The organism is Nonomuraea coxensis DSM 45129, from assembly GCF_019397265.1.
Taxonomy (GTDB): Bacteria; Actinomycetota; Actinomycetes; order Streptosporangiales; family Streptosporangiaceae; genus Nonomuraea; species Nonomuraea coxensis.
Genome location: NZ_CP068985.1, coordinates 6,341,831 through 6,362,629, shown reverse-complemented (window position 1 = coordinate 6,362,629; position 20,799 = coordinate 6,341,831). Strand labels below are relative to the sequence as shown.

Here is a 20,799-nt window from a genome sequence, read left to right as displayed (position 1 = left end):
CTCGTGCGGGCCTGCGGGCGTCGGGTTCCTCGTGGTTCGTGTGCGCCTGATCAGGCAGTTGCCCCGACCGGGTTCGCCAGAGCCTGGTCGTGGGGCGCCAGGCTCCGGTTCATCGGGACAACTGCGTGATCACGCGATGATGGCGTTGCTGCGTTGCTGCGGGGTGTGGGTTCAGGCCGCGGAGATGCCGGCGCTGGCCGCGCGGCGCATGCGACGGCGACGCTCGCTGGCGCGCTCGTCCTCGTTGAGACCGCCCCACGTGCCGTACTTCTCCGGCCGGGACAGCGCGTAGTCAAGGCACTCGTTGCGGACGGGGCACTGGGCGCAGATCGCCTTGGCCTTCCGCTCACGTACGTCACGCTCGGGCTGCCGCTCCCCGTCGGGGCCGAAGAAGAGCACGAGGTCCTCACCCCGGCACGCGGCATCATCCTGCCAACCCCAGCTGGGGCGCGGGCGGGCGAGCTGCCGACGTACCTGAGACATGAGAAAACCACCTTCGTGAGAGGTATTTCGGTAATTGAGCCGCATTGGACGCTTTTGGCGTCACTGTTCCAACGCAAGGAGGAGCCGTGATGTTCCCTGTTCAGGCGAGGGCGGGCGTGGCGTACCGCACAGGCGTGAGCCTGTCCAGCGAAACCAGCCGGTAGGTCGAGATCGTCTCGGCGCAAGCCGTACCACACGGCGTGGTGAACGCCGATGGCTCGATCACGACCTGGAACCGGACGTCGCCGCGCCGCTTCGTGCGCACCCGCACGATGGCTTCGGTGACGTCGCCGTCCGTCCTGGAGGATTCCACGGCCACCGCGCCGACGGAGCACTCTCCCGTATGGGCTCGGGCGAAGTGCTCCACGGCTTGCAATGGCTCAGGGATGCCTGCGCGTCCCCGGTAGCGGTCGAGGATGACCTCGCCCGACCGGTACGCGTTAGCCGCTGCCAGTGCAGCAGCCTGAGACATGCTGCCGTAGAAAATTCCGTGTGGCAAGCACACGAGGTTGGCGGCGTAGCGATCGCCGCCAACGTGTGACGTTTCCCATACTCTGTCCGGCAACTTTTCGGCCAGGGACCGAGCGAGGGGTAGTCCAATGCGGGCGCAGCACACATTGCGCTTGGCGTGCGTGCAGACCAGAAATACCGGCTCGTCTTCCAGTATGCAGGACTCGGGGACCACTCCGGCCACCAGCGCGTCCAGGTCAAGATCTTCGGGACCTGCGACGACGCCGCCGGCGAGCCAGGGACGCTCCCCTGCCGCGTACGCGAGTAGCACACGGATGCCCTGCTCCCGCGGGCGGGTCCGGCGTCCTGGACGGCGGATCAGCTGGGGCCTGATACCGCGTGCGAGCGCCCGGCGGACCAGTTCTGAGATTTCTTCAGGAAGTTCGAAGCTTTCCAGGTGGGAGGGCCAGGGGCCGGGATACTCGACGAGCAGCCACAGCCGGGCGCCCACGGTGGCGCTGGCAAGAGTGGGCACCTCCCCGCGGTGGCACCCGAGCGGATGGTGACAGCCCTTCGCCAACGCCGGTCCTCCCTCATTCGCCTTTGAATTAGGTAAGACTAACCTAACGGATAGGCGGGGATCAGAGGTGGGTGATTCGCGCCAGCACGTCACGTGTCGCGGGCAGAGCGCGCTCCCTGTCCTCTTTGACCAGGCCGATCCTGGTCCGCCGGTCCAGCAGGTCGCTCTCGTCGAGCGCGCCCTCGTGCCGGACGGACCACAGGAGCTCGCCCACGGTGATGCCGAGGCCGACCTCCTCCGGATGCGCCCGCACGAGGTCGTGGACGGCGGCCGCCTCGCCGCCGTAGCGCTCGGTCAGCCGGGCGGGGACGCCGTCCGCCGCGCGGGGCTCCGCCCCCACGAGCGGGATACGCCGGGTGTTGCTCGGTCCTGCCCGCAAGTTTCCGCACGAAACCGCACGATCAACCGCGTCCTCCGCCATGCGGCGGTATGTGGTGAGTTTTCCGCCGACGATGGTGACCAGGCCGCCTTCCGACAGCACCGCGTGCCGCCGGGACAGGTCGGCCGTGCGCCCGCCGTCCTCGCTCCCGTCGGCCGCCAGGAGCGGCCTCAGGCCCGCGTACGCGCCCGCGACCGCCTCTCTGGTCACCCGGGTCCCGAGAACCTCGTTCAGCACCTCCAGGAGCGCTGTGACGTCCTCCTCGGGGGCCTCGGGGACGTCGGGCACCGGACCGTCCACCGGCTCGTCGGTGAGGCCGACGTACACGCGGCCGCCGGGCTGGGGGAGAACCAGGGCGAACCGGCTGGTCTCGCCGGGAAGAGGCAGGTGCACGCCGGCGATCAGGCCGGGCAGCGTCCCCGGCCGCAGCACGAGGTGCGTGCCACGGGACGGGCGCAGCCGCACGCCGGGATCCAGGGTCCCGGCCCAGACGCCCGTGGCGTTGATCACCGTACGGGCGCGGATCTCGAACTCCTCGCCGGTCAGCTCGTCGCGCACGGCGGCGGTCGTCCAGCCGCCCGAGGAGGTGAGGCGCAGGGCGCGGCAGCGGGTCAGGACGCGGGCCCCGCGCGCGGCGGCGGTCCTGGCGATCGCCACCACCAGGCGGGCGTCGTCGACCAGCCGGCCGTCCCAGGACAGCAGCGCGCCCCGAAGGCTGCCCGCGGGGGCGACCGGGAGGAGCGTGCGCGCCCGCGCGGCGTCCAGCCGGGACGGGCCGGGCAGCAGGCGGCGCGGGGTGCGGGCGGCGGCACGGAGCGCGTCGCCGAGCCGGTAGCCGGTCATCACCAGCGCGGCCTGCCGCCGGGAGACGGCGGGGGTCAGCGGCAGCGCGTACGGGTGCGCCCTGACCAGGTGAGGAGCCGTCCTGCGCAGCAGGACGCCGCGCTCGACGGCGCTCTCGTGCGCCACGCCCACCTGGCCCTTCGCCAGGTAGCGCAGCCCGCCGTGGATCAGCTTGGAGCTCCACCGCGAGGTGCCGAACGCCAGGTCGTGCGCGTCGATCGCGGCCACGCGCAGGCCGCGCGCGGCGGCGTCCAGCGCGGCCCCGGCGCCGGTCGCGCCGAGCCCGACCACCAGCACGTCGAGCCGTTCCCCGGCGACCTCGCGCAGCTCACGGGCGCGGCGGGCGGCGTTGAGCGAACTGTCCAAGATAGACCTCCAGCAGGGCGGCGAGCTCGGCGTCGAGCTCGTCCAGGGTGACGGGGCCGAGCATGGTGGGCGCGGACAGCAGGAACGACTGCGCCACCAGCAGCACGGCCCTGGCCCTCGCCGGGTCGCCGACGGCGGGCTCCAGCAGCTCCAGCACGGCCTCGTGGGTGGCGCCGCGCCGGTCGAGCAGGTAGGGGAGGAGCAGGTCGGGGTCCGCCTCGACGATCTTGCGCCAGAGCGGGTGGGCGCGCAGGGTCCGTACGCCCTCGACGACCGCCGGGACCGGGTCGCCGAGGTCGAGCCCGGACAGCACCCGCACCCACTCCCGCGTCATGAGGTCGGCGACCAGGGTGCGCACGTCGGGCCAGCGGCGGTAGAGCGTCATCCGGGACACGCCCGCCCGCCGCGCGACGTCCGTGAGCGTCGTCCTGCGGACGCCGTAGGCCAGCACGCAGTCGCGGGCCGCGTCCAGAACGACGTCATTGTGACGAATAGCCGTCATATGTCACAGTGTACGCATGACCCGAGAACCGATGCTGTGGTGCGGCTGGGGCGATCCCGCCAAGGCCCGGGAGCTGCCCGAACAGGTACGCGGGCTGCTGCGCGACCTCCTGGGCGTGCGGGCCCCCGACGCGCCCGCCGCCGCCCTGGAGTCGGTCCGGCTGCCGCCGGTCGCCCTCACCCCGGCCCGTCTGGAGGCGCTGGCCGGGGTCGTGGGGGCGGAGCACGTACGGACCGGGCACGAGGAGCGGGTCCGCCACACGCGCGGCAAGTCCACGCCCGACCTGCTGCGCATCCGCGCCGGCGACGGCTCCGACGCGCCCGACGCCGTCGTGCTGCCCGGCTCGCACGAGGAGGTCGCCGCCCTGCTCGCCCTCTGCGCGCGCGAGCGCGTCGCGGTCGTGCCCTTCGGCGGCGGCACCTCGGTGGTGGGCGGGCTCGCCGCGAGCGCCCGCGACGGCTTCGCCGGCGTGATCGCGCTCGACCTGGCGAGGCTCGACCGGCTGCGCTCGGTGGACGCCGAGTCGATGACCGCCGTGTTCGAGCCCGGCGTGCGCGCCCCCGACGCCGAGCGGCTGCTCGCCGCGCACGGGCTGACCCTCGGGCACTTCCCCCAGTCCTTCGAGTACGCCACGCTCGGCGGCTTCGCCGCGGCCCGCTCCAGCGGCCAGGCGTCGGCCGGCTACGGCCGCTTCGACGACATGGTGGTCGGGCTCACCCTGGCCACGCCCTCCGGGACCCTCGAACTCGGCCGCGCGCCGAAGTCGGCGGCCGGCCCCGACCTGCGCCAGCTCGTGCTCGGCTCGGAAGGCGCCTTCGGCGTCATCACCGCGCTGCGGCTGCGTGTGCGCAGGGCCCCGGCCGAGCGGGTCTACGAGGGATGGCGCTTCCCGTCGTGGACGGCCGGGTCGGCGGCCGTGCGCGCGCTCGCCCAGGACGGCCCGACGCCCACGGTGCTGCGGCTGTCGGACGAGACCGAGACGATGATCGGGCTGGCGAAGCCGGACGCGATCGGCTCCGGCGGCTCCGGCGGCTGCCTGCTGGTGGCGGGCTACGAGGGGGCGTCGGTGTCGGCGCGGCGCGAGGCGGCCGCGGCCGTGCTGGCGCGGCTCGGCGGCGAGCCGCTGGGGGAGGAGCCGGGGCGGGCGTGGGAGCACGGGCGCTTCTCGGCGCCGTACCTGCGGGACTCGCTGCTCGCGGCCGGGGCCACGGTCGAGACGCTGGAGACCGCCGGGTTCTGGGCGGACCTGCCCCGGCTCTACGACGCGGTCCGGCTCGCCCTGCTCGGCGCGCTCGGCTCCCCGCTGGTGATGTGCCACATCTCGCACGTGTACGAGACCGGCGCCTCCCTCTACTTCACCGTCGTCACTCCCCAGGACGGCGACCCGGTGGCGCAGTGGGAGCGGGCCAAGACCGAGGTGAACGCGGCCATCGTGGCGGCCGGCGGCACGATCTCCCACCACCACGGGGTCGGCCGCGACCACCGCGACGCCTACGCCGCCGAGATCGGGCCGCTGGGCGTCGCCGTGCTCCAGGCGGTCAAGTCCCGCCTCGACCCCGCGGGGATACTCAACCCCGGCGCGCTGGTCGCCGGGCCCTAGTCCGGCGGCCGGTTGGCCCGGTCGGCCTCCTCCAGGGTGGCGGCGGCCTCGCTGAAGCGGCCGAGCGCCTCCTGGACGCTCGCCAGGTGGCGCAGCGCCTGGACCAGCGGGGCGCCGCCGCGTTCGCGGGTGAGCGCCACCGCCTCCTGGGCGAGAGGGAGGGCCTCGACGGTCTGGCGCCGGTCGAGCAGCATCAGGGCCGTCGTCCAGAGGCAGCGGGCGAGCAGGGTGTCGTGCTCGCCGGGGGACCTGCGGCGGAGGACCCTGCACTTGGCGATCGCCTCGCTCATGACGTTCAGGGCCGCTCTGCCCCACTTGGGGCGGGTGGCGGCGAGGGCGATCAGGCCCTCGATCTCGGCCGTCTCCGCGGTCCCCTTCCGGGTCGCGTCATCCGGGCCGTTACGCGTCATGGGAGCCTCCCTCGGCGGTCCCAACCGCTTGCTTGGGCCGTGAGGGTACACCATCGGGAACCTTCTGTGTTCTTCACGGCACGGAGCGTCCATGATGCGTGAAAGGTAGATGGAGGTAAAGATGTGGCCATGGAGGAAGCGGCGGCCGAGCGTGGGAAAAGGCTCTCTTCTCGGGAGTCGGAGGAAGGAGCGGGATGGGCCTGCTCACACATGGGGACATTCGCGGCACTGAGGCCGGATGAGCGGGGCTTCACCTGGCTCAACGCGAGCACGTTGTGGCGTTCGCGCAACGAGATCCTGGCGGGGCTGTTCGGGGATCCGTCCGGCGAGGTGCGGGCGCGGTGGGTGGCCGGCCAGGAATCCCGGGGGGTCGATCCGGAATTCCGCATCAAGCCGCCCGTAAAGGGAAATTTCAGTTTCCTGTTATTGGGGGACACCGGCGAGGGCGACGCCTCCCAGTACGCCGTCGTCCCCCCGATGCTGAAAGCAGGCGCGGGCACCGCTTTCGCGGTCATCGCCAGCGACGTCATTTATCCGACCGGATCCGGCGACGAGTACGGCCCCAAATTCTTCCGCCCGTACAAGGACTACGACGCCCCCATCTACGCGATCCCCGGCAACCACGACTGGTACGACGGCCTCGGCGGCTTCATGCGCGTCTTCTGCGACGCGCCGCCGCTCAAGCCCAAGCCGGACCGCGGCCTGCGCGGGCTGCTCTGGCGCCGGCCTGAGACCATCGACGAGGCCCTGCTCAAGGAGGCCCGCGCGCTGCGCGGCAGGCCGTCGCAGCAGGGGACGCAGCCGGGGCCGTACTGGGTGGTCGAGACCGACAGCCTGCTCGTCGTCGGCGTGGACACCGGCATCAGGAACGTCATCGACGAGGGCCAGGCCGCCTGGCTGCGCCGGGTCTCGCTCGACCCGCGGCCCAAGATCCTGGTGACCGGCAAGCCGATCTACGTGAACAACACGTACAAGCCGTCCGCGCTGGCGGGCGGCGGCACGATCGACGACATCGTGCGCGACCCGGCGCACCGCTACGTCGCGGCCATCGGCGGCGACGTGCACAACTACCAGCGCTACCCGGTCCGGGTGGGCGACCGGGTCATCCAGTACGTCGTCTCCGGCGGGGGCGGCGCGTTCATGCACGCCACGCACACGATCGACCGGGTCGACGTGGCCGGCGTGGCCGAAGACGACTTCAAGTGCTATCCGTTGCGCGGCGACTCGCTGTCGTACTACAGCCACCTCTACGCCCGCAGGCTCCGCATGAGGTGGCTCTACCTGCGGCCGAGGGAGGCCGTGTGCATCATGTCGCAGCGCATCAGGAACGAGCCGGTGCGCACGCCCGAGGGGCCGGTCGAGATCACCGCCAGGATGCGGTGGGCGGCCCGGCTGCTCGGCTCCTGGCCGTGGCCGGTGCGGCTGCCCGTGGGCAAGGCCAACCACCGCTTCCTGTCGGAGCTGTCCGACTGGGACGAGCCGCCGTTCTTCAAGCACTTCCTGCACGCCTCGGTGACGCCGGAGGAGCTGACGCTGCGGTGCTTCGCCGTCACCGGCTGCCTGGCCCAGGAGCGGGAGCCGCCCGTCGAGGACGAGGTGCGCATCAGTCTGTCGTAGCCGTTTGGCACCCTTGGTCACGTGTACGTGGTGGTCGCCGGAGAGACGGTGCTCCCGGTCGGGGGCGAGGTGAGCCGTCCCGCCGACCTGGCCGCGGCCGTGCGGGAGATCGAGGCGGCCGAGCGGCCCCGGTGGGTCTGGGCCGACGCCCGCGAGACCTACCCGGCGCTGCTGGAGGCCGGCGCGCGGGTCGGCCGCTGCCACGACCTCGCGCTCACCGAGGGCCTGCTGCTCGCCCATGAGGGCCGCCACGGCGAGAGCCGCACGGCCAGGGCCGCCCACGCGCGGCTGCGCGGGCTGCCCGTGCCGGAGGAGACGGCGAGCGCGCCGGGCACGCTGTTCGCGCCCGAGCCGATGCCGGGGGAGGCCGTGGCCGAGGTGCTGGCCGACCAGCTCCGGCGCGTCGCGGCGCTGCCCGAGCCCGGCAGGTTCCGGCTGCTGGTGGCCGCCGAGTCCGCGGGGGCGCTGGTCGCCGCCGAGATGACGCACGAGGGCATGCCCTGGCGCAGGGACCTGCACGACGAGCTGCTGACCGGCCTGCTCGGGCCGCGGCCCGTGCACGGCATGCGCCCGGCCAGGCTGCAGGCGCTGGCCGACGAGGTGGCCGCGGCGTTCGGCCGCCCGGTCAACCCCGACTCGGTGCGCCAGCTCGTCAAGGCGTTCAAGGACGCGGGGGTCGAGCTCAAGAGCACCCGGTCGTGGGAGCTCAAGCGGGTCGAGCATCCGGCCGTGGCGCCGCTGCTGGCCTACAAGGAGCTGGCCCGGCTGTTCAGCGCGCACGGCTGGGCGTGGGCCGACCAGTGGGTGCGGGGCGGGCGGTTCCGCCCCGAGTACGTGGTGGGAGGCGTGGTGTCCGGGCGCTGGGCCACCAGCGGCGGCGGCGCGCTGCAGATCCCCAAGGTCATGCGCCGCGCGGTGATGGCCGACGAGGGATGGACGCTGGTCGTGGCCGACGCCGCCCAGCTCGAACCACGGGTGCTCGCCGCCATGGCCGGTGACGTCGGGCTGGCGAGGGCCGCGGGCGAGATCGACCTCTACTCGGCGCTCGCCAGGTCCTTCGGCGGGCAGCGTGAGCACGCGAAGATCGCCATGCTGTCGGCCATGTACGGCGGCACCAGCGGCGACGCCTCCAAGCTGCTGGCCGTGATGCGGCAGCGCTTCCCCGAGGCGTACCGGTTCGTGGAGGACGCCGCCAAGGCGGGCGAGGAGGGGCGGCTGGTGCGCTCGTGGCTGGGCCGCACCAGCCCGCCGCCGTCGGCGCGCTGGCGCGAGCTCGTGTCGGGGCCCGAGGGCGGGCGCGCGGCCCGCGACCGGGGCCGCTTCACCCGCAACTTCGTGGTGCAGGGCACGGCGGCGGAGTGGGCGCTCGCGCTGCTGGCGGTGCTGCGCGGGCTGCTGCCCGAGCCGGCCAGGCTGGTGTTCTTCCAGCACGACGAGGTGATGGTGCACTGCCCGCACGAGCAGGCAGGAGAGGTGGTCGCGGCGGTGCAGAAGGCCGCCGCCGAGGCCACCCGCCTGCTGTTCGGCGACACCCCGGTCCGTTTCCCGATGGAGGCGGTGGCCGTCACCTGTTACGGCGAGGCCAAGTGAGCCGGTCGCGTCACGGGCGGGAGCGCACCACGAGGAGCCAGAGCCCGGCGAGGGCGACCATGATGCCGACGACCAGGCCCAGGACGCCGTAGGACAGCACGCCGACGATCGCGCCGGCGACGATCGTGCCGGTGGCGCCGCAGACGTTCATGATCAGGTCGGAGAGTCCCTGGACGGAGGGCCGGCGCTCGATCGGCACCGACTCGGTGACCAGCGCCGAGCCGGCGACGAGCCCGCACGACCAGCCGAGGCCGAGCAGGAACAACGCCACCGTCACCTGGGTCACCCCGTGCCCGGCGGTGCCGGCGAGCGTGGCGGCGATCAGCAGCAGCGCCGTGCCGAGCAGCAGCACGGGCATCTTGCCCGCCTTGTCCGCGAGCCAGCCGACGAGCGGCGAGAGCATGTACATCCCGGCGATGTGCAGGCTGACCACGAGGCCGATCACCTCCAGGGTGGAGCCGTCGTGGTGGAGCTTGACCGGCGTCATCGACATGACCGACACCATGGCCGTGTGGCTCACCGCGATCATGACCAGGGCGCGGCGGGCCGCCGGGGTGGTGCGCAGGGTGTCCCAGGCGGTGCGGATCGTCCGCTTCCCCGCCTGTCCGTCCTCGGCCGTGCCGTCGAGGCGGCGGGCCAGCCGGAGCGGGTCGGGGCGGAGCAGGGCCAGGATGATGACCATCGCCACGGCGAAGGCGAGCGCCGCGAACGCGAACGGGCCCGCCTTGTCCACCAGCCCCAGCCGGATGCCGATCCGGTCGGTGGGCTCGGCCAGGTTGGGCCCGGCGACGGAGCCGATGGTCGAGGCCCAGACGACCAGCGACAGGTGCCGGGCCGAGCGGCCCTTCGGCGACAGGTCGGTGGCCGAGTAGCGCGCGGCCAGGCCGCCCGCGCTGCCGCCGCCGACCAGCACCAGCCCGACGAGGAGCAGCGGCCAGGTGCGCAGGCTGATGGCGGTCACCGAGATCGCGCAGCCGGTGAGGGCGGCCACGTACGCGAGGGTGAGCCCCGCGCGGCGCCCGCCCCTGCCGGAGGCCTTGGCCGTGGGCAGGGCCAGCAGCGCCGCGCCGAGCGTGGTCGCGGTCCCCGCGAAGCCGCTGATGACCGTGGACCCCGACAGCTCGTCCACCACGACCGAGCTGAGCGCCAGCCCGACCGCGACCCCCACGCCGCCCATGATCTGGGCCGCCGACAACACGCCCAAGGTGCGCCGTTGGATGCTCCGGACCCGGTCAGGCGGGGATTCGGCGGGTCTGGTGGGGGCGCTGGTCACCTGTGAAGTCTCGCATGTACCCCAACAACACCCCAAAGGGGGACAGCAACCCTTTTCCGGCTGGGAAGAACTTTTCTTGCAATATTTCAGAGAACGGTGATCGAATCGCCCACCGTGATCGTTCCGGTCGTGTCCGGGATCAGGTTGATGCCGAACCAGACCTTGCCGTCCCACTTGCGGTGCCGGGACAGCGTACGGATCGGCTCCTTGCCCTTCGCGTACGTCTCCGGGTCGATCGTGGTGAGCACGCAGCGGTCGCAGCCCTTGGTGACCCGGAAGGCCACGCCGCCGATCGTGAGCCGCTTCCACTCGTCCTCGGCGAAGGCCGTCGCGCCGTCCACGACCACGCTCGGCCGGAACCGGCGCATGGACAGAGGCGCGGGCGGCTCCTCGCCGCGCTCCCGCGCGCCCTCCGCGACCCACTCGTCGAGCCTGGCCAGCGAGGCGGTCGTGGTGAGCAGCAGCGGGGCGCCGTCGGCCAGGCTCACGCTGTCTCCCGGCCTCCCGTGGGGAGGGTCGATGCGGCGGCGGGTGGGGTCGTCGAGCCACTTCAGCCGGACCGGCCGCCCGGCCAGCTCCGACAGCCAGCGCGCGGCCTCCTCGCCGCAGTCGGTCAGGTCCACCGGCGTGCCCCACACGTCCACCGTGGACAGCGGGCCGTCGGGGACCACGGGGAGCGGGCCGGCGTGCGGCCCTGTCAGGGTGAGCCGGTCGCCGTCGAGCCGGGGCACGCAGGACAGCAGCCGGGGTTCGTCGCGCGCGGTGAGGATGGCGCCGCGCTCGTCGGTGATCAGGTGGCGGCGGTCGCCCGCCAGGCCCCAGGGCTGCACCTCGGCCTCGGTGAGGTCGTGCCCGGCGGTCGACTTGATGGGGTATCGGTGGATGCTGGCCAGCCTCATAGCGCTGACCGTACAGCACGGGCCCCGGCCGGGTCCTGGGCCGCGGGAGCCTCACCGTGGCGCAGGCGCGCCGACAGCGCGACCGCGGCGAGGGCCGCGAGGCCGAGCGCCGCGCCGAGCCACGAGACCGACGGGTAGCCGAGGCCCGCGTCGATGACCAGACCGCCCAGCCAGGGGCCCACGGTGATGCCGGCGTTGAAGGCGGCGACGTTGCCCGCGGCGGCGAGCGTCGGCGCGCCTTCCGCCAGCGCGAAGGCGCGGGTGTTGAGCGCCGGGTTGGTGGCGAAGCCGAACGCGCCGAGCAGGACCACCAGCACGACGGCGAGCACCGGGACCGGGGCGGCGAGGGCCAGCGCCGCCGAGATGACGACCACGCCCGCGACGCCGAGGAACAGGGTCGGGAACGGCCGGGCGTCGGCGGTCCTGCCGCCGGCCGTGATGCCGGCCAGCGCCCCGATGCCGTAGCCGGCCAGCACGGCGGGCACCCAGGCCGGGGCCAGGCCGGTGGTGACGGTGAGCAGGGCGCTCAGGTAGCTGAAGGTGGCCAGCAGCGCGGCGGTGGCGAGCGCGGTGGTGCCGTAGGCGAGCCAGAGGCGGGGGTTGACCAGCGCGCGCAGCTCCGCCCCGACCCGCGGCGCCGAGCCCCCGCGAGCGCCGCCGCCGGGGATGGTCGCGAGCACGCCCGCGCCGGCGAGCAGGGTCATCGCGGCCACCGCCCAGAACGCCGCCCGCCAGCCGAGGTGCTGCCCGAGCACGGTGCCGAGGGACAGCCCGAGCACGGTCGCGACGGTCAGCCCGCCCGCGAGGACGCTCATCGCCCGGCCGCGGGCGCCGGCGGGCACGAGCCCGATGACGGTGCCGGCCGCGACGGCCCAGAACCCGGCGTACACGAACGCGCCGGCGACCCTGGTGACGAAGAGCGTGGTGTAGTCGCTGGTCAGCGCGCCGACCACGTGGGACAGCGCGAAGATCACCAGGAACGTCAGCAACGCCGTGCGCCGGGGCCATCGCAGCGTCACCACGGCCAGTACCGGAGCGCCCACCAGCATCCCCATCGCGAACGCCGAGATCAGCAGCCCCGCCCGCGGCACGGACACCCCGAGGTCGGCGGCCAGCTCGGGCAGCAGCCCGGCCAGCATCAGCTCCGAGGTGCCCTGCGCGAAGATCGACAGGCCCAGTACGTAAACCGCCAGGGGCACGGCGGCCTCCCTTGTTTTGGATCGGTCAGTTCAAAATCGGGGCACGAGAAGATCAGAGGACGTCCAGCGCGGTTCGCGCGACGGACTCGAGCGTCGCCCGGTCGGCCCCGCCGCGCGCCAGCACCCGCAGCCCGGAGACGGCGGCGGTCACGAACCGGGCGAGCGCGAGCGGCTCCTTGTCCGGCGCGAGCTCGCCCCGCGCCCTGGCGTCCTCGAACGCCGCGCGCATGATCCGCACCCGCAGCTCGTTGTCCCGCCGCAGCATCCCGGCGACCTCCGGGTCGCGCGGGGCCAGCTCGATCATCGTGTTGACCACCAGGCAGCCGTCCGGGTCGTCGGGATCGGGCGGGGCGACCGCCCAGCCCAGCACGGTGGCGACCTTCTCCCTGATCGGCCGCTCGCCGTCCATCAGCTCGGCCAGCGCGGCGTCGCGCTGGTCCATGTAGCGGCGCAGCGCCCTGCGGAACAGGTCGTGCTTGCCGGCGAAGGTGTTGTAGACGCTGCTGCGCCCGAGCCCGGTGGCCGCGCAGAGGTCCTGCGTCGAGGTGGCCTCGTAACCTGCCCGCCAGAACGCGCGCATCGCCGCCTCGACCGCGGAATCCTCGTCGAACGTCCTCGGTCGCGCCATGACGGCCACGCTAGCACGTTCTGGAACGATCAGTGCAAAACGGGTCAGGTGGTCTTCCTGAACGTGTCCAGGAACACCTTGCGCATGTCGGCCTGCTCGTCCCACTTCAGCTCGGGCACGTCGAAGGTGATCGTGAACGCGGTGGCGTCGTCGAGGGTGACGTACCGGGTCAGCGCGTGCATCGGGACGCCGGCGGCGGTCGTGTACGTGTACTCCCAGTCGGCCGCCTTCCAGCCCCGGTAGTTCACGGCCTGGAGCTGCACCTGGATGTAGCTCTCCCGCCCGCCCTCGGACTCACGGTGGCTCAGCTCCGCCAGGCCGCCGTCGTCCTCCGGGGTGGCGTCCTCGACCACCGCGCGCAGCCCGGAGTCCTTCGGCCCGGCGAACGTGGCCAGGCCGCCCGCCGCCGTCAGCTTCCAGTTCTCGGGCACCGCGACGGTGAACCCGGCCGAGGTCTGCTCCCGGTAGCCGTCGGGCGCCGCCGACGGCTCGCTCTGCAGGGTGCGGGCGGTGGCCGTGGCGGCCGGCGGTCCGGCCGCCGGCGTGGGGGAGCCGCCGCTCGACAGGCCGAGGACGGCCGCGACGATGGCGCCGCCGACCAGCACCAGGGACCCGGCGATGGTGAGCGGGGTCGGCCGGCCGTCGCGCATCCACAGGCCGTCGTCGTCCTCGGCCCTGCGCCGGCTCCTGCCCGTGCGCGGCGCGGCCGCGGGCAGCCGGGTCAGGCGGCCGGGGCGGAGGTCGTCGGTCAGGCCGCGGGAGTGCTCGCGCAGGTCGTCGGGGGAGGCCAGCGGCCACGGGGTGTCCGCGGGGCCGGCGGAGCGGCTGTCCGTGGTCAGCGGCAGGATCGGGCGCGGATGCGGGCCTGGCCCGTCGATCAGGTCGTCGTCCGGGTCCGCGTCCAGGCCGGGCCCGAGGTCGCGGGCCGGGACGCGGGGACCGGTGCCCCCGGCGAACGGCCGGCCGGGCCCGCCGGGATCGCCGAAGCCCTGCGGGCGCGGGAGCTGGTCGGTGCGGTGGCTGCCGGACGGCGTGGACAGCCCGTCGTACGGCATCGCGTGCCCGCCCGACGGGCTGGTGAGCGGGTCGTACGGGACCCGGACCGGCCCCGAGGGCGTCTCCACGATCCGCGAGGGCATCGGCCCCGACGGCGTGTCCAGCGGCGGCAGCAGGTCGGCGGGCACCGGCTCCGCCGGGCTCGGCAGCGGCTCGGGCGCCCGCGGCCGGACCGAGCCGTGCGCCCGCAGCACCGCCTCCAGCATCTCGACGACCTGCGGGGCGGTCAGCCGCTCCGCGGGGTTCTTGCGCAGCAGGCCCTCGATCACCGGCAGGAGCGAGCCGGCGCGCTGCGGCGTGATCGGGGCCTGCGTGAGCACCTGGCCGAGCACCGCGACCGGGTCGGGCCCCTCGTACGGCGGCCGCCCCTCGACGGCGGCGTACAACGTCGCGCCGAACGACCACAGGTCGGCCGCCTGCGTGATCGCCCGCCCCGACAGCCGCTCCGGCGGGATGTACGCGGGCGACCCCATGAGCAGCCCGGTCTGGGTGATCGTCACGTCGCCCTCGATCGCCGCGATGCCGAAGTCGGTCAGCACGACGCGGTCGGAGGTCAGCAGCACGTTGCCGGGCTTGATGTCGCGGTGCATGATGCCGGCGGCGTGCGCGTGCATGAGCGCGTCGAGCACCCGGATGGCGATCTCGGCCGCCTGGAGCACCGGCAGCGGCCCGCTCTGGCGCACCGCCTGCTCCAGCGACCACGCCCGGACCAGCTCCATGACGATCCAGGGACGCCCGTCCTCCTCGACGACGTCGTGGACGGTCACGATGCCGGGATGCTGCAGCCGGGCGGCGGACCTCGCCTCGCGCAGCATCCGCCGGTGCGCGAGCTGCTTGCCCGCGTGGTCGAGCCCGTAGGGCAGGATGAGCTCCTTGACCGCCACGTCCCGGTCGAGCAGCACGTCGTGGGCGTGCCACACCATGCCCATGCCGCCCCTGCCGACCGGGGACATCAGCCGGTAGCGCCGGCCGACCAGGCGGCCCTGGCTGGGGGCGGCGCCGGCCGCGGCGTCCCCTTCCGGGCCGGATCCGCTGAGCAAGCGGTCCGCTGCCATGATCCCGCCCCCATCTCCCTCATCCGTCACGTGCGTTCATCACGCTACTTGCAGATTATGAGGTTCGTTACGATAACGGCCGGGGAATGCGCAAGGGAAGCCGATGCGCCTTTACATCCCATCTGACGTGCAGATATGCATTCTTTCAAATTGGATCATTTAGTCGCCGCGGCCAATGCCTGCAAAGCGGTCACGAACGCCTCCGCGGGCGGTTCGACCAGACCCGCTCCCACTTGACCGGTTCCCGGGACGCGGCCCGCGATGCCGGTGTTGACCACCGGCAGCACGCCCGTCCTGGCGACCAGCGCGACGTCGACGCCGACCGGCGTGCCGCGGAAGCCGAGCCCCGGGATCTGGTACGCCGGATGCTCGGCGAGCGTGATCTCGTACATCGAGCGGGTGGCGCGCACCGCGTCGGCCACCTCGCCGCCCACGAAACGCACGATCGCCGGCGCGGCCGCCATCGCGAAGCCGCCGAGGCCCGAGGTCTCGGTGATCGTGGAGTCGCCGATGTCGGGGTTGGCGTCCTGAGGGCCGTACGCGCCGAGATAGAGCCCGTCGGGCACCCCCGCCGGGCCGGTGAACCAGCGCCCGCCGAGCCCCGACACCTGCACGCCGAAGTCGGTGCCGTTGCGCGCCATCGCCACCACCATGGACGAGCCGGGCACGTCGCGGGCCGCGTCCGTGGCGGCCTTGGCCGCGGCCATGCCCGCGTTGAGGAAGAAGTGGTCGTTGCCGCCCATGAAGCGCAGCACCTGCGCCGCCCGCCCCGGAGCGGCCTCGACCACGGCCGGGGCCAGCTCGCGCAGCAGCAGCGAGGTGGCCGCGCGGTTGCGGTTGTGCAACTCGTCGCCCATCTGCAGCGCCTGCGCGACGAGCGCGCGCAGGTCGAGCGGCCCGGTCGCGGCCAGTGCCGCGGCGAGCACCGGGCCGAGCACCTCGTCCATCCAGCGCAGCCGCTCCAGCACCTCGGGGCCGTACGCGCCGTAGCGCAGGACCTTGCCCAGGCCCTCGTTCAGCGAGCAGTACGCGAGGCCGCCGTGCTCCTCGTCGCGCACCTCGAACATCCACATCGACGGGCTCACCACGCCCGCCATCGGCCCCACCGCGCCGTGCTCGTGGCAGGGCCGCAGCGCCGCCTCGCCGGCCGCCAGCCTGCGCTCCGCGTCGGCCTCGTCGCCCGCCCGGCCCTCCAGCAGCATCGCGCCGATCAGCGCGCCGCGCAGCGGCCCGGACGCCCGCTCCCACGTGATCGGCGGACCCGCGTGCAGGAACGCGCCGCCCGCGAGCGCCTCGCTCAGCACCTCCGAGGCCCGCCGTACGCCCACCAGGTGCGGCCTCGCGGCGGTCAGGCGGCGGGCGGCCAGCTCGTTCGCGGCCTGCCTGCGCGGGTCGGTCAGCACCACGGCCAGCGCCTCGGCGGTGCCGGGCAGCGGCGGGCGCCAGTCCACCGGGGTGGTGGCCACGGCCTGCGCGGCCAGGGACTCGTCGAGCAGGCCGGCCCCGGCGGTCACGACGCGGGACGGGGCGGACAGGAAGGTCATACGAGGCTCCTGGCGTGCCGGGCGGCCTGGGCGTTGGAGAGGTACACGGCCGCGCCCGCCTCCCGGAGGGCCGCCGCCTGGCGGTGCAGGTCCTGCGGATCGCCCAGGGTGCCGACCAGCGCCACGACCACGGTGGCGGGCGTGCGGGCGATCGCGGGAGCGAGCGTCACGGCGGGATCCGGGTCGGCCGCGTGGCCGAGGACGACGTCCATGAGCACCACGTCCGTCTCGGCCGCCCGCGCCAGCGCCTCCACGCGCAGCGCCGGGTCGATCATCGGGTGCGCGCGGCCCCGCGTGTAGACGTCGTCGCCGTAGTCCACGAAGTCGCCCCGCCCGGCGACCAGCGCGGCCTCCGCGCACAGCGTCCCGCCGGAGTAGACGCCCCTGAGCGTCTTGCGCGCGCCGCCGCGCACCGGGCCCGGCCAGGACGGCCACTCGGGCACCGGCCGCCCGAGCGCCCGCAGCGCCGCCTCGGCGGCGCCGGTGAGGTCGGCGGCGTCCCGCCCCAGCAGCGCGCTGACCACCGGCGTACGCAGCCCCGCCACGGCCTCCGCCACCGCCCCCGCGACCTCCGGGGCGGGCGGCTTGGAGATCAGCACGATCAGCTCGGTGGCCGGATCGTCGTCGAGCAGGCGCAGCGCGCGCAACGTGGACAGGCCGCCGACCTCGGCCGACAGGTCCCTGCCTCCCACGCCCAGGATGTGGCTGACCCCCGTCCCCGCCCAGTCGAGCAGCGAGGTGACCTGCTGCGCGCCGGTGCCTGAGGCCGCCACCACGCCCACGGGACCCGGCGTGAGCACGTTCGCGAAGCCGAGCCCCACCCCGCCGATCGAGGCGGTGCCGCAGTCGGGGCCCATGACGAGGACGTCCCGCTCCTCCGCCAGCTCCTTCAGCCGCCGTTCCAGCGCGACCGGCACGCCGTCACTGAAGATCATGACCGGCAGCCCGGCCGTCACCGCGTCGTACGCCTCGCAGAAGGCGTGCTCGCCCGGCACCGAGACCAGCGCCAGCGCGGCGGGCTCGCGGCGGATCGCCGACCCCGTCGTGAGGGGCCGCTGCCCGTCCGCCCCCGCCTCGCCGGGCCGCTCCAGCTCGGCGAGCCGCCGGTCCGCCTCCGCCACGGCCGCGCCGGGATCGTCGGCCCGTACGGCGATCAGCAGGTCGCCCGGACCCGCGGGCGGCACGGTGAAGCCGAGGTCGCCGAGCACCGCCACGTTCAGCTCCGTCGCCATGGCGACCATGGCCGCCTCGACGCCGGGCGTCGCCAGAAGCGCCCTGCTCACCCGCATGAGCTGCACCGAGTCGTGGTAGGCGCCCTTGCGGACGAGGACGACCTCCCCGCTCACGGACGCCCGCCCGCGGACCGGGCGAGGGAGAGCACCGCGTCCACGCCGATGGCCACGCCCTGCGCCAGGTCGGCGCCCGAGGTGTGGCCGACGCGGCGCAGCCGCCGCAGCGCCGGTTCGAGCTGCTGCGCGCCGGCGACGCCGCGCAGCACCGCCGTCACCTCCGGGCTCGCCTCGCCCCGGGCCGCGCAGTGCAGGAGCGTCGCCGACAGGGGCGTGGTACGGGTGCGCGCGTCGAAGGTCACGGTCGCCGCCAGCCAGCCGGCCAGCCACACCGCCCGTTCCGTCCCCGTCGCCGTCCCGAGATGCCGGAGCGTCACCAGCAGCCCGGCCAGCACGTCGTCACCGCTCGGCGTGAGCCCCGGCCCGAGCCCGACCAGCTGTTCGGCCGCCGTCGCCATGCCCAGCAGCCAGCCGCGCCCGCAGGCCGCCGCGAGCGCGTCCACCGCGCCGTTGCCCGGCAGCCCGGGAGCGGGCTCCGCCGGCCGCGCGAGGACCGCGGCGGCCGCCTCCAGGCCCGCCAGGTCCACCGGTCCCAGCGGCGGGGCGGGATCCCACCAGCGCCGTACGCGCAGGCTCAGCGGCCCGAGGTCCACGCCCCGGTCGCCCACCCACGCCTCCTCGCCCACCTCGGCCCTGGGCAGCCCGCCCGCCAGCAGCACGGAGTTGGGCAGCCGGACCGCATCGCCGGTGATGACCGCGATCACCGTCGGCTCCAGCTCCGTCCGCACCTCCAGGTAGACCCCGGCGGGGAAGGCCGCGAGCACCCGGGCGGGCCGCCGCGTCGCCTCCAGGAGCGGCCGGACCGCGGTGCTCGCCGCTCCCGAGACGTGGACGCGCTCGCGCCGCGCGGACGTGCTGACATGGACACCGACGGGCACCGGACCTCCCTGACCGACCTTGGACCTGACCGTAGAACGGCCCGCGAACCCTCCGTACGGAGAAATTTGCCAACAGTGCGCGGGAAGGTTGGCTCTTCCTGACAGACCGTTCCCGGGGTCACAATCTCCCCATGGAGCCCCCAGTCCGTCTCGCCAGCACCGGCACCATCATTCACGGTGTCTCCGTCGGGGAGGTGCTGGGCGTGTCGACCCTCGCGGAGGCCAGGCTCATCGCGGGGGAGAGCGGGCTCGGCCGCATCGTGCAGCGGCTCAACGTCATGGAGGTCCCCGACATCCTGGCCTGGGTCAAGCCGCACGAGCTGCTGCTCACCACCGGCTACCCGCTGCGCAACACCCCGCAGTCGCTCGGCCGGCTGGTCGCCGACCTCGACGAGCGCGGCCTCGCCGCCCTGGCGATCAAGCTCGGCCGGTACGTCGACGAGCTGCCCGGCGACATGGTGGAGCAGGCCGACCGGCTCGGCTTCCCGCTCATCCTGCTGCCCAACGACGTGGGCTTCGACGACATCCTCAACCAGGTGCTCACCGACATACTCAACCGCCAGGCCGCCGTGCTGGCCCGCGCCGAGGAGGCGCACCGCGCGCTGGTGCAGGTCGTGCTGGCGGGCGGCGGGCTCCGCGAGGTGGCCGCCGAGGTGGCGCAGCTCCTCGACGTGTCGGTGGCGGTCGTGGACGGCGCCGGCGCCGTGCTGGCCACCGCCGGGCCGGCCGAGCAGGTGGCCGCGCTGCGCGAGTCGATCTCCCGCGAGGGGCCGCCCACCACGGCTGCCCGCGCGCCCGCCAGGGCCGGGGCCGGGGGGCGCGGCAGGGAGTACGCCTCCGTGCCCGTGCTGGCCGGCGGGCACCACCACGGCCGCATCGTCGCCTACAGCGCCTCGACCGCGATCAGGGACAGCGACGTCGGCATCCTGGAGCGGGCCGCCACCGTGGCCGCGCTCGTCGTCACCCGGCAGGAGGCGGTCAACGCCGTCGAGAGCAAATACCGCGCCGACTTCCTGCGCGACGTGCTCACCGGCCGGGCCGGCGCGGCCGAACGGGTCACCGCCCGCGCCCGGGCGTTCGGGTGGGACCTGTCGCGGCCCGTGACCGTGCTCGTGGCCGAGCTCGACCCCGACGGCGACGAGCGCAGCGCCCAGGACCGGCTCGTCGCCTGCTGGACGGCGGCCGTCCGGCGGCACGACCAGCGCGGCGCGGTGGCCGGGTTCTCGCACGAGGTGGTCGCGGTGATCGACGCCGCGCTCGACGCGGCGCGGGTGGCCAAGGACGCCGCCTCGGCCTTCGCCGACCTGCCGCCCGCCACGTTCTCCACCGGCACCTCCCGGCCGAGCCCAGGGGCGGACGCGCTGCCCGAGGCGTACGCGCAGGCGCTCAAGGCGGCCCGCGTGGGCCGCCAGCTCCACGGGCCCGGCGCGGTCGCCCACTTCGACCAGCTCGGCGTCTACCGGCTGCTGTCGCTGGTCAACGACACCGACGAGCTGCACGCGTTCGTCCGCGAGACGCTCGGCCCGCTCGCCGCCGACGACGACGCCGAGAACGCCGACCTGCGCCGCACCCTCCAGGTGCTGCTGGAGACCAACCTCAACGTGGCCGAGACCGCGCGCCGGCTGCACTTCCACTACAACACGCTGCGCTACCGCATCGGCAAGCTGGAGCGGATGCTCGGCAACTTCACCGACGACCCGCATCTGCGCCTCAACCTGACGCTGGCCCTGCACGTGCTGCGCATGAGAGGTATCTAGGCTGTCCTCTGTGGACCTCGACTTCGAACTGCGCTCCGACTTCATCCCGCTCTGCGACCTGCTCAAGTACTGCGGCGTCACCGAGACCGGCGGCATGGCCAAACACCTCATCGCCGAGGGCCTGGTCCTCGTGGACGGGGAGGTGGAGCTGCGCAAGACCGCCAAGATCCGGGCCGGCCAGGTCGTGAGCGGCGACGGTTTCTCGATTCACGTCGCCTAGATCGACATGTGCGCGAGGTTTCCACTGGTGGGCCGCGCAGATTTGGCAGATCATGCCCGTGTAGGACTACCGGGGCGGGCCTAATGTGCCCGCAACGGTAAACGGGTCGCCGGCAAGGCCC

General features: G+C 74.1%; 18 protein-coding genes. 5 read left to right on the top strand and 13 right to left on the bottom strand.

What is annotated here, in order from left to right:
- Window positions 1-171: 171 nt before the first annotated feature.
- The 4 genes from Nocox_RS29805 to Nocox_RS29790 form a co-directional block, all read right to left on the bottom strand.
- Window positions 172-483, bottom strand: a complete 312-nt coding sequence (locus tag Nocox_RS29805; RefSeq protein WP_080036407.1) for a WhiB family transcriptional regulator — start codon at window positions 481-483, stop codon at window positions 172-174.
- 100 nt (window positions 484-583) lie between these two features.
- On the bottom strand, window positions 584-1,468 hold the full coding sequence (locus Nocox_RS29800) for a sucrase ferredoxin (protein WP_246649594.1): 885 nt from the start codon (window positions 1,466-1,468) through the stop codon (window positions 584-586).
- A 106-nt stretch (window positions 1,469-1,574) separates the two neighbouring features.
- Window positions 1,575-3,101 (bottom strand): glycerol-3-phosphate dehydrogenase/oxidase, encoded by a 1,527-nt coding sequence (locus Nocox_RS29795; RefSeq protein WP_020540735.1) that lies wholly within the window; start codon window positions 3,099-3,101, stop codon window positions 1,575-1,577.
- Window positions 3,064-3,603 (bottom strand): TetR/AcrR family transcriptional regulator, encoded by a 540-nt coding sequence (locus Nocox_RS29790; RefSeq protein WP_026213836.1) that lies wholly within the window; start codon window positions 3,601-3,603, stop codon window positions 3,064-3,066. The genes Nocox_RS29795 and Nocox_RS29790 overlap by 38 nt, the downstream gene beginning before the upstream one ends.
- Before the next feature lie 31 nt (window positions 3,604-3,634).
- Here Nocox_RS29790 and Nocox_RS29785 point away from each other — a divergent pair, with 31 nt between their 5' ends.
- A complete protein-coding gene (locus Nocox_RS29785; protein ID WP_020540733.1) occupies window positions 3,635-5,203 on the top strand; it encodes an FAD-binding oxidoreductase in 1,569 nt (522 codons plus the stop codon).
- Here the strand turns inward: Nocox_RS29785 and Nocox_RS43795 are convergent.
- Window positions 5,200-5,613 (bottom strand): hypothetical protein, encoded by a 414-nt coding sequence (locus Nocox_RS43795; RefSeq protein ID WP_020540732.1) that lies wholly within the window; start codon window positions 5,611-5,613, stop codon window positions 5,200-5,202. The two genes, Nocox_RS29785 and Nocox_RS43795, sit on opposite strands and share 4 nt — an antisense overlap.
- A 210-nt stretch (window positions 5,614-5,823) precedes the next feature.
- On the opposite strand from Nocox_RS43795, the gene Nocox_RS29775 reads away from it, so the two are divergent.
- Together Nocox_RS29775 and Nocox_RS29770 are read left to right on the top strand one after the other, a co-directional pair.
- The gene (locus tag Nocox_RS29775; RefSeq protein WP_246649591.1) at window positions 5,824-7,230 is read left to right on the top strand and encodes a metallophosphoesterase family protein; all 1,407 of its coding nucleotides are present in this window, start codon (window positions 5,824-5,826) and stop codon (window positions 7,228-7,230) included.
- Window positions 7,231-7,251: 21 nt separating this feature from the next.
- Window positions 7,252-8,820, top strand: coding sequence for a bifunctional 3'-5' exonuclease/DNA polymerase (locus tag Nocox_RS29770; RefSeq protein ID WP_020540730.1), 1,569 nt, complete (start codon window positions 7,252-7,254; stop codon window positions 8,818-8,820).
- 10 nt (window positions 8,821-8,830) lie between these two features.
- On the opposite strand, the gene Nocox_RS29765 is transcribed toward Nocox_RS29770, so the two are convergent.
- The 8 genes from Nocox_RS29765 to Nocox_RS29730 form a co-directional block, all read right to left on the bottom strand.
- Complete coding sequence (locus Nocox_RS29765) at window positions 8,831-10,018, bottom strand: MFS transporter (RefSeq protein WP_246649911.1); 1,188 nt, start codon at window positions 10,016-10,018, stop codon at window positions 8,831-8,833.
- Window positions 10,019-10,179: 161 nt separating this feature from the next.
- Complete coding sequence (locus Nocox_RS29760) at window positions 10,180-10,992, bottom strand: MOSC domain-containing protein (RefSeq protein WP_020540728.1); 813 nt, start codon at window positions 10,990-10,992, stop codon at window positions 10,180-10,182.
- Window positions 10,989-12,191 (bottom strand): Cmx/CmrA family chloramphenicol efflux MFS transporter, encoded by a 1,203-nt coding sequence (locus Nocox_RS29755; protein WP_020540727.1) that lies wholly within the window; start codon window positions 12,189-12,191, stop codon window positions 10,989-10,991. The genes Nocox_RS29760 and Nocox_RS29755 overlap by 4 nt, the downstream gene beginning before the upstream one ends.
- A 52-nt stretch (window positions 12,192-12,243) precedes the next feature.
- A complete protein-coding gene (locus Nocox_RS29750) occupies window positions 12,244-12,819 on the bottom strand; it encodes a TetR/AcrR family transcriptional regulator (RefSeq protein ID WP_026213834.1) in 576 nt (191 codons plus the stop codon).
- A 44-nt stretch (window positions 12,820-12,863) separates the two neighbouring features.
- On the bottom strand, window positions 12,864-14,930 hold the full coding sequence (locus Nocox_RS29745) for a serine/threonine-protein kinase (RefSeq protein WP_084685232.1): 2,067 nt from the start codon (window positions 14,928-14,930) through the stop codon (window positions 12,864-12,866).
- A 155-nt stretch (window positions 14,931-15,085) separates the two neighbouring features.
- Window positions 15,086-16,474 carry a YlbE family protein gene (locus Nocox_RS29740; protein WP_020540725.1) on the bottom strand — a complete coding sequence of 463 codons (1,389 nt, stop codon included), beginning with the start codon at window positions 16,472-16,474 and terminating at the stop codon, window positions 15,086-15,088.
- Window positions 16,471-17,820 carry an AllF/FdrA family protein gene (locus Nocox_RS29735; protein WP_020540724.1) on the bottom strand — a complete coding sequence of 450 codons (1,350 nt, stop codon included), beginning with the start codon at window positions 17,818-17,820 and terminating at the stop codon, window positions 16,471-16,473. Before Nocox_RS29735 ends, Nocox_RS29740 begins: the two co-directional genes overlap by 4 nt.
- The gene (locus tag Nocox_RS29730; RefSeq protein WP_020540723.1) at window positions 17,817-18,701 is read right to left on the bottom strand and encodes an oxamate carbamoyltransferase subunit AllH family protein; all 885 of its coding nucleotides are present in this window, start codon (window positions 18,699-18,701) and stop codon (window positions 17,817-17,819) included. The genes Nocox_RS29735 and Nocox_RS29730 overlap by 4 nt, the downstream gene beginning before the upstream one ends.
- A gap of 131 nt (window positions 18,702-18,832) precedes the next feature.
- Between Nocox_RS29730 and Nocox_RS29725 the strand changes: the two genes are divergently transcribed.
- A complete protein-coding gene (locus tag Nocox_RS29725; protein ID WP_020540722.1) occupies window positions 18,833-20,458 on the top strand; it encodes a PucR family transcriptional regulator in 1,626 nt (541 codons plus the stop codon).
- A gap of 10 nt (window positions 20,459-20,468) precedes the next feature.
- Window positions 20,469-20,678 (top strand): RNA-binding S4 domain-containing protein, encoded by a 210-nt coding sequence (locus tag Nocox_RS29720; RefSeq protein WP_020540721.1) that lies wholly within the window; start codon window positions 20,469-20,471, stop codon window positions 20,676-20,678.
- Window positions 20,679-20,799 lie beyond the last annotated feature (121 nt).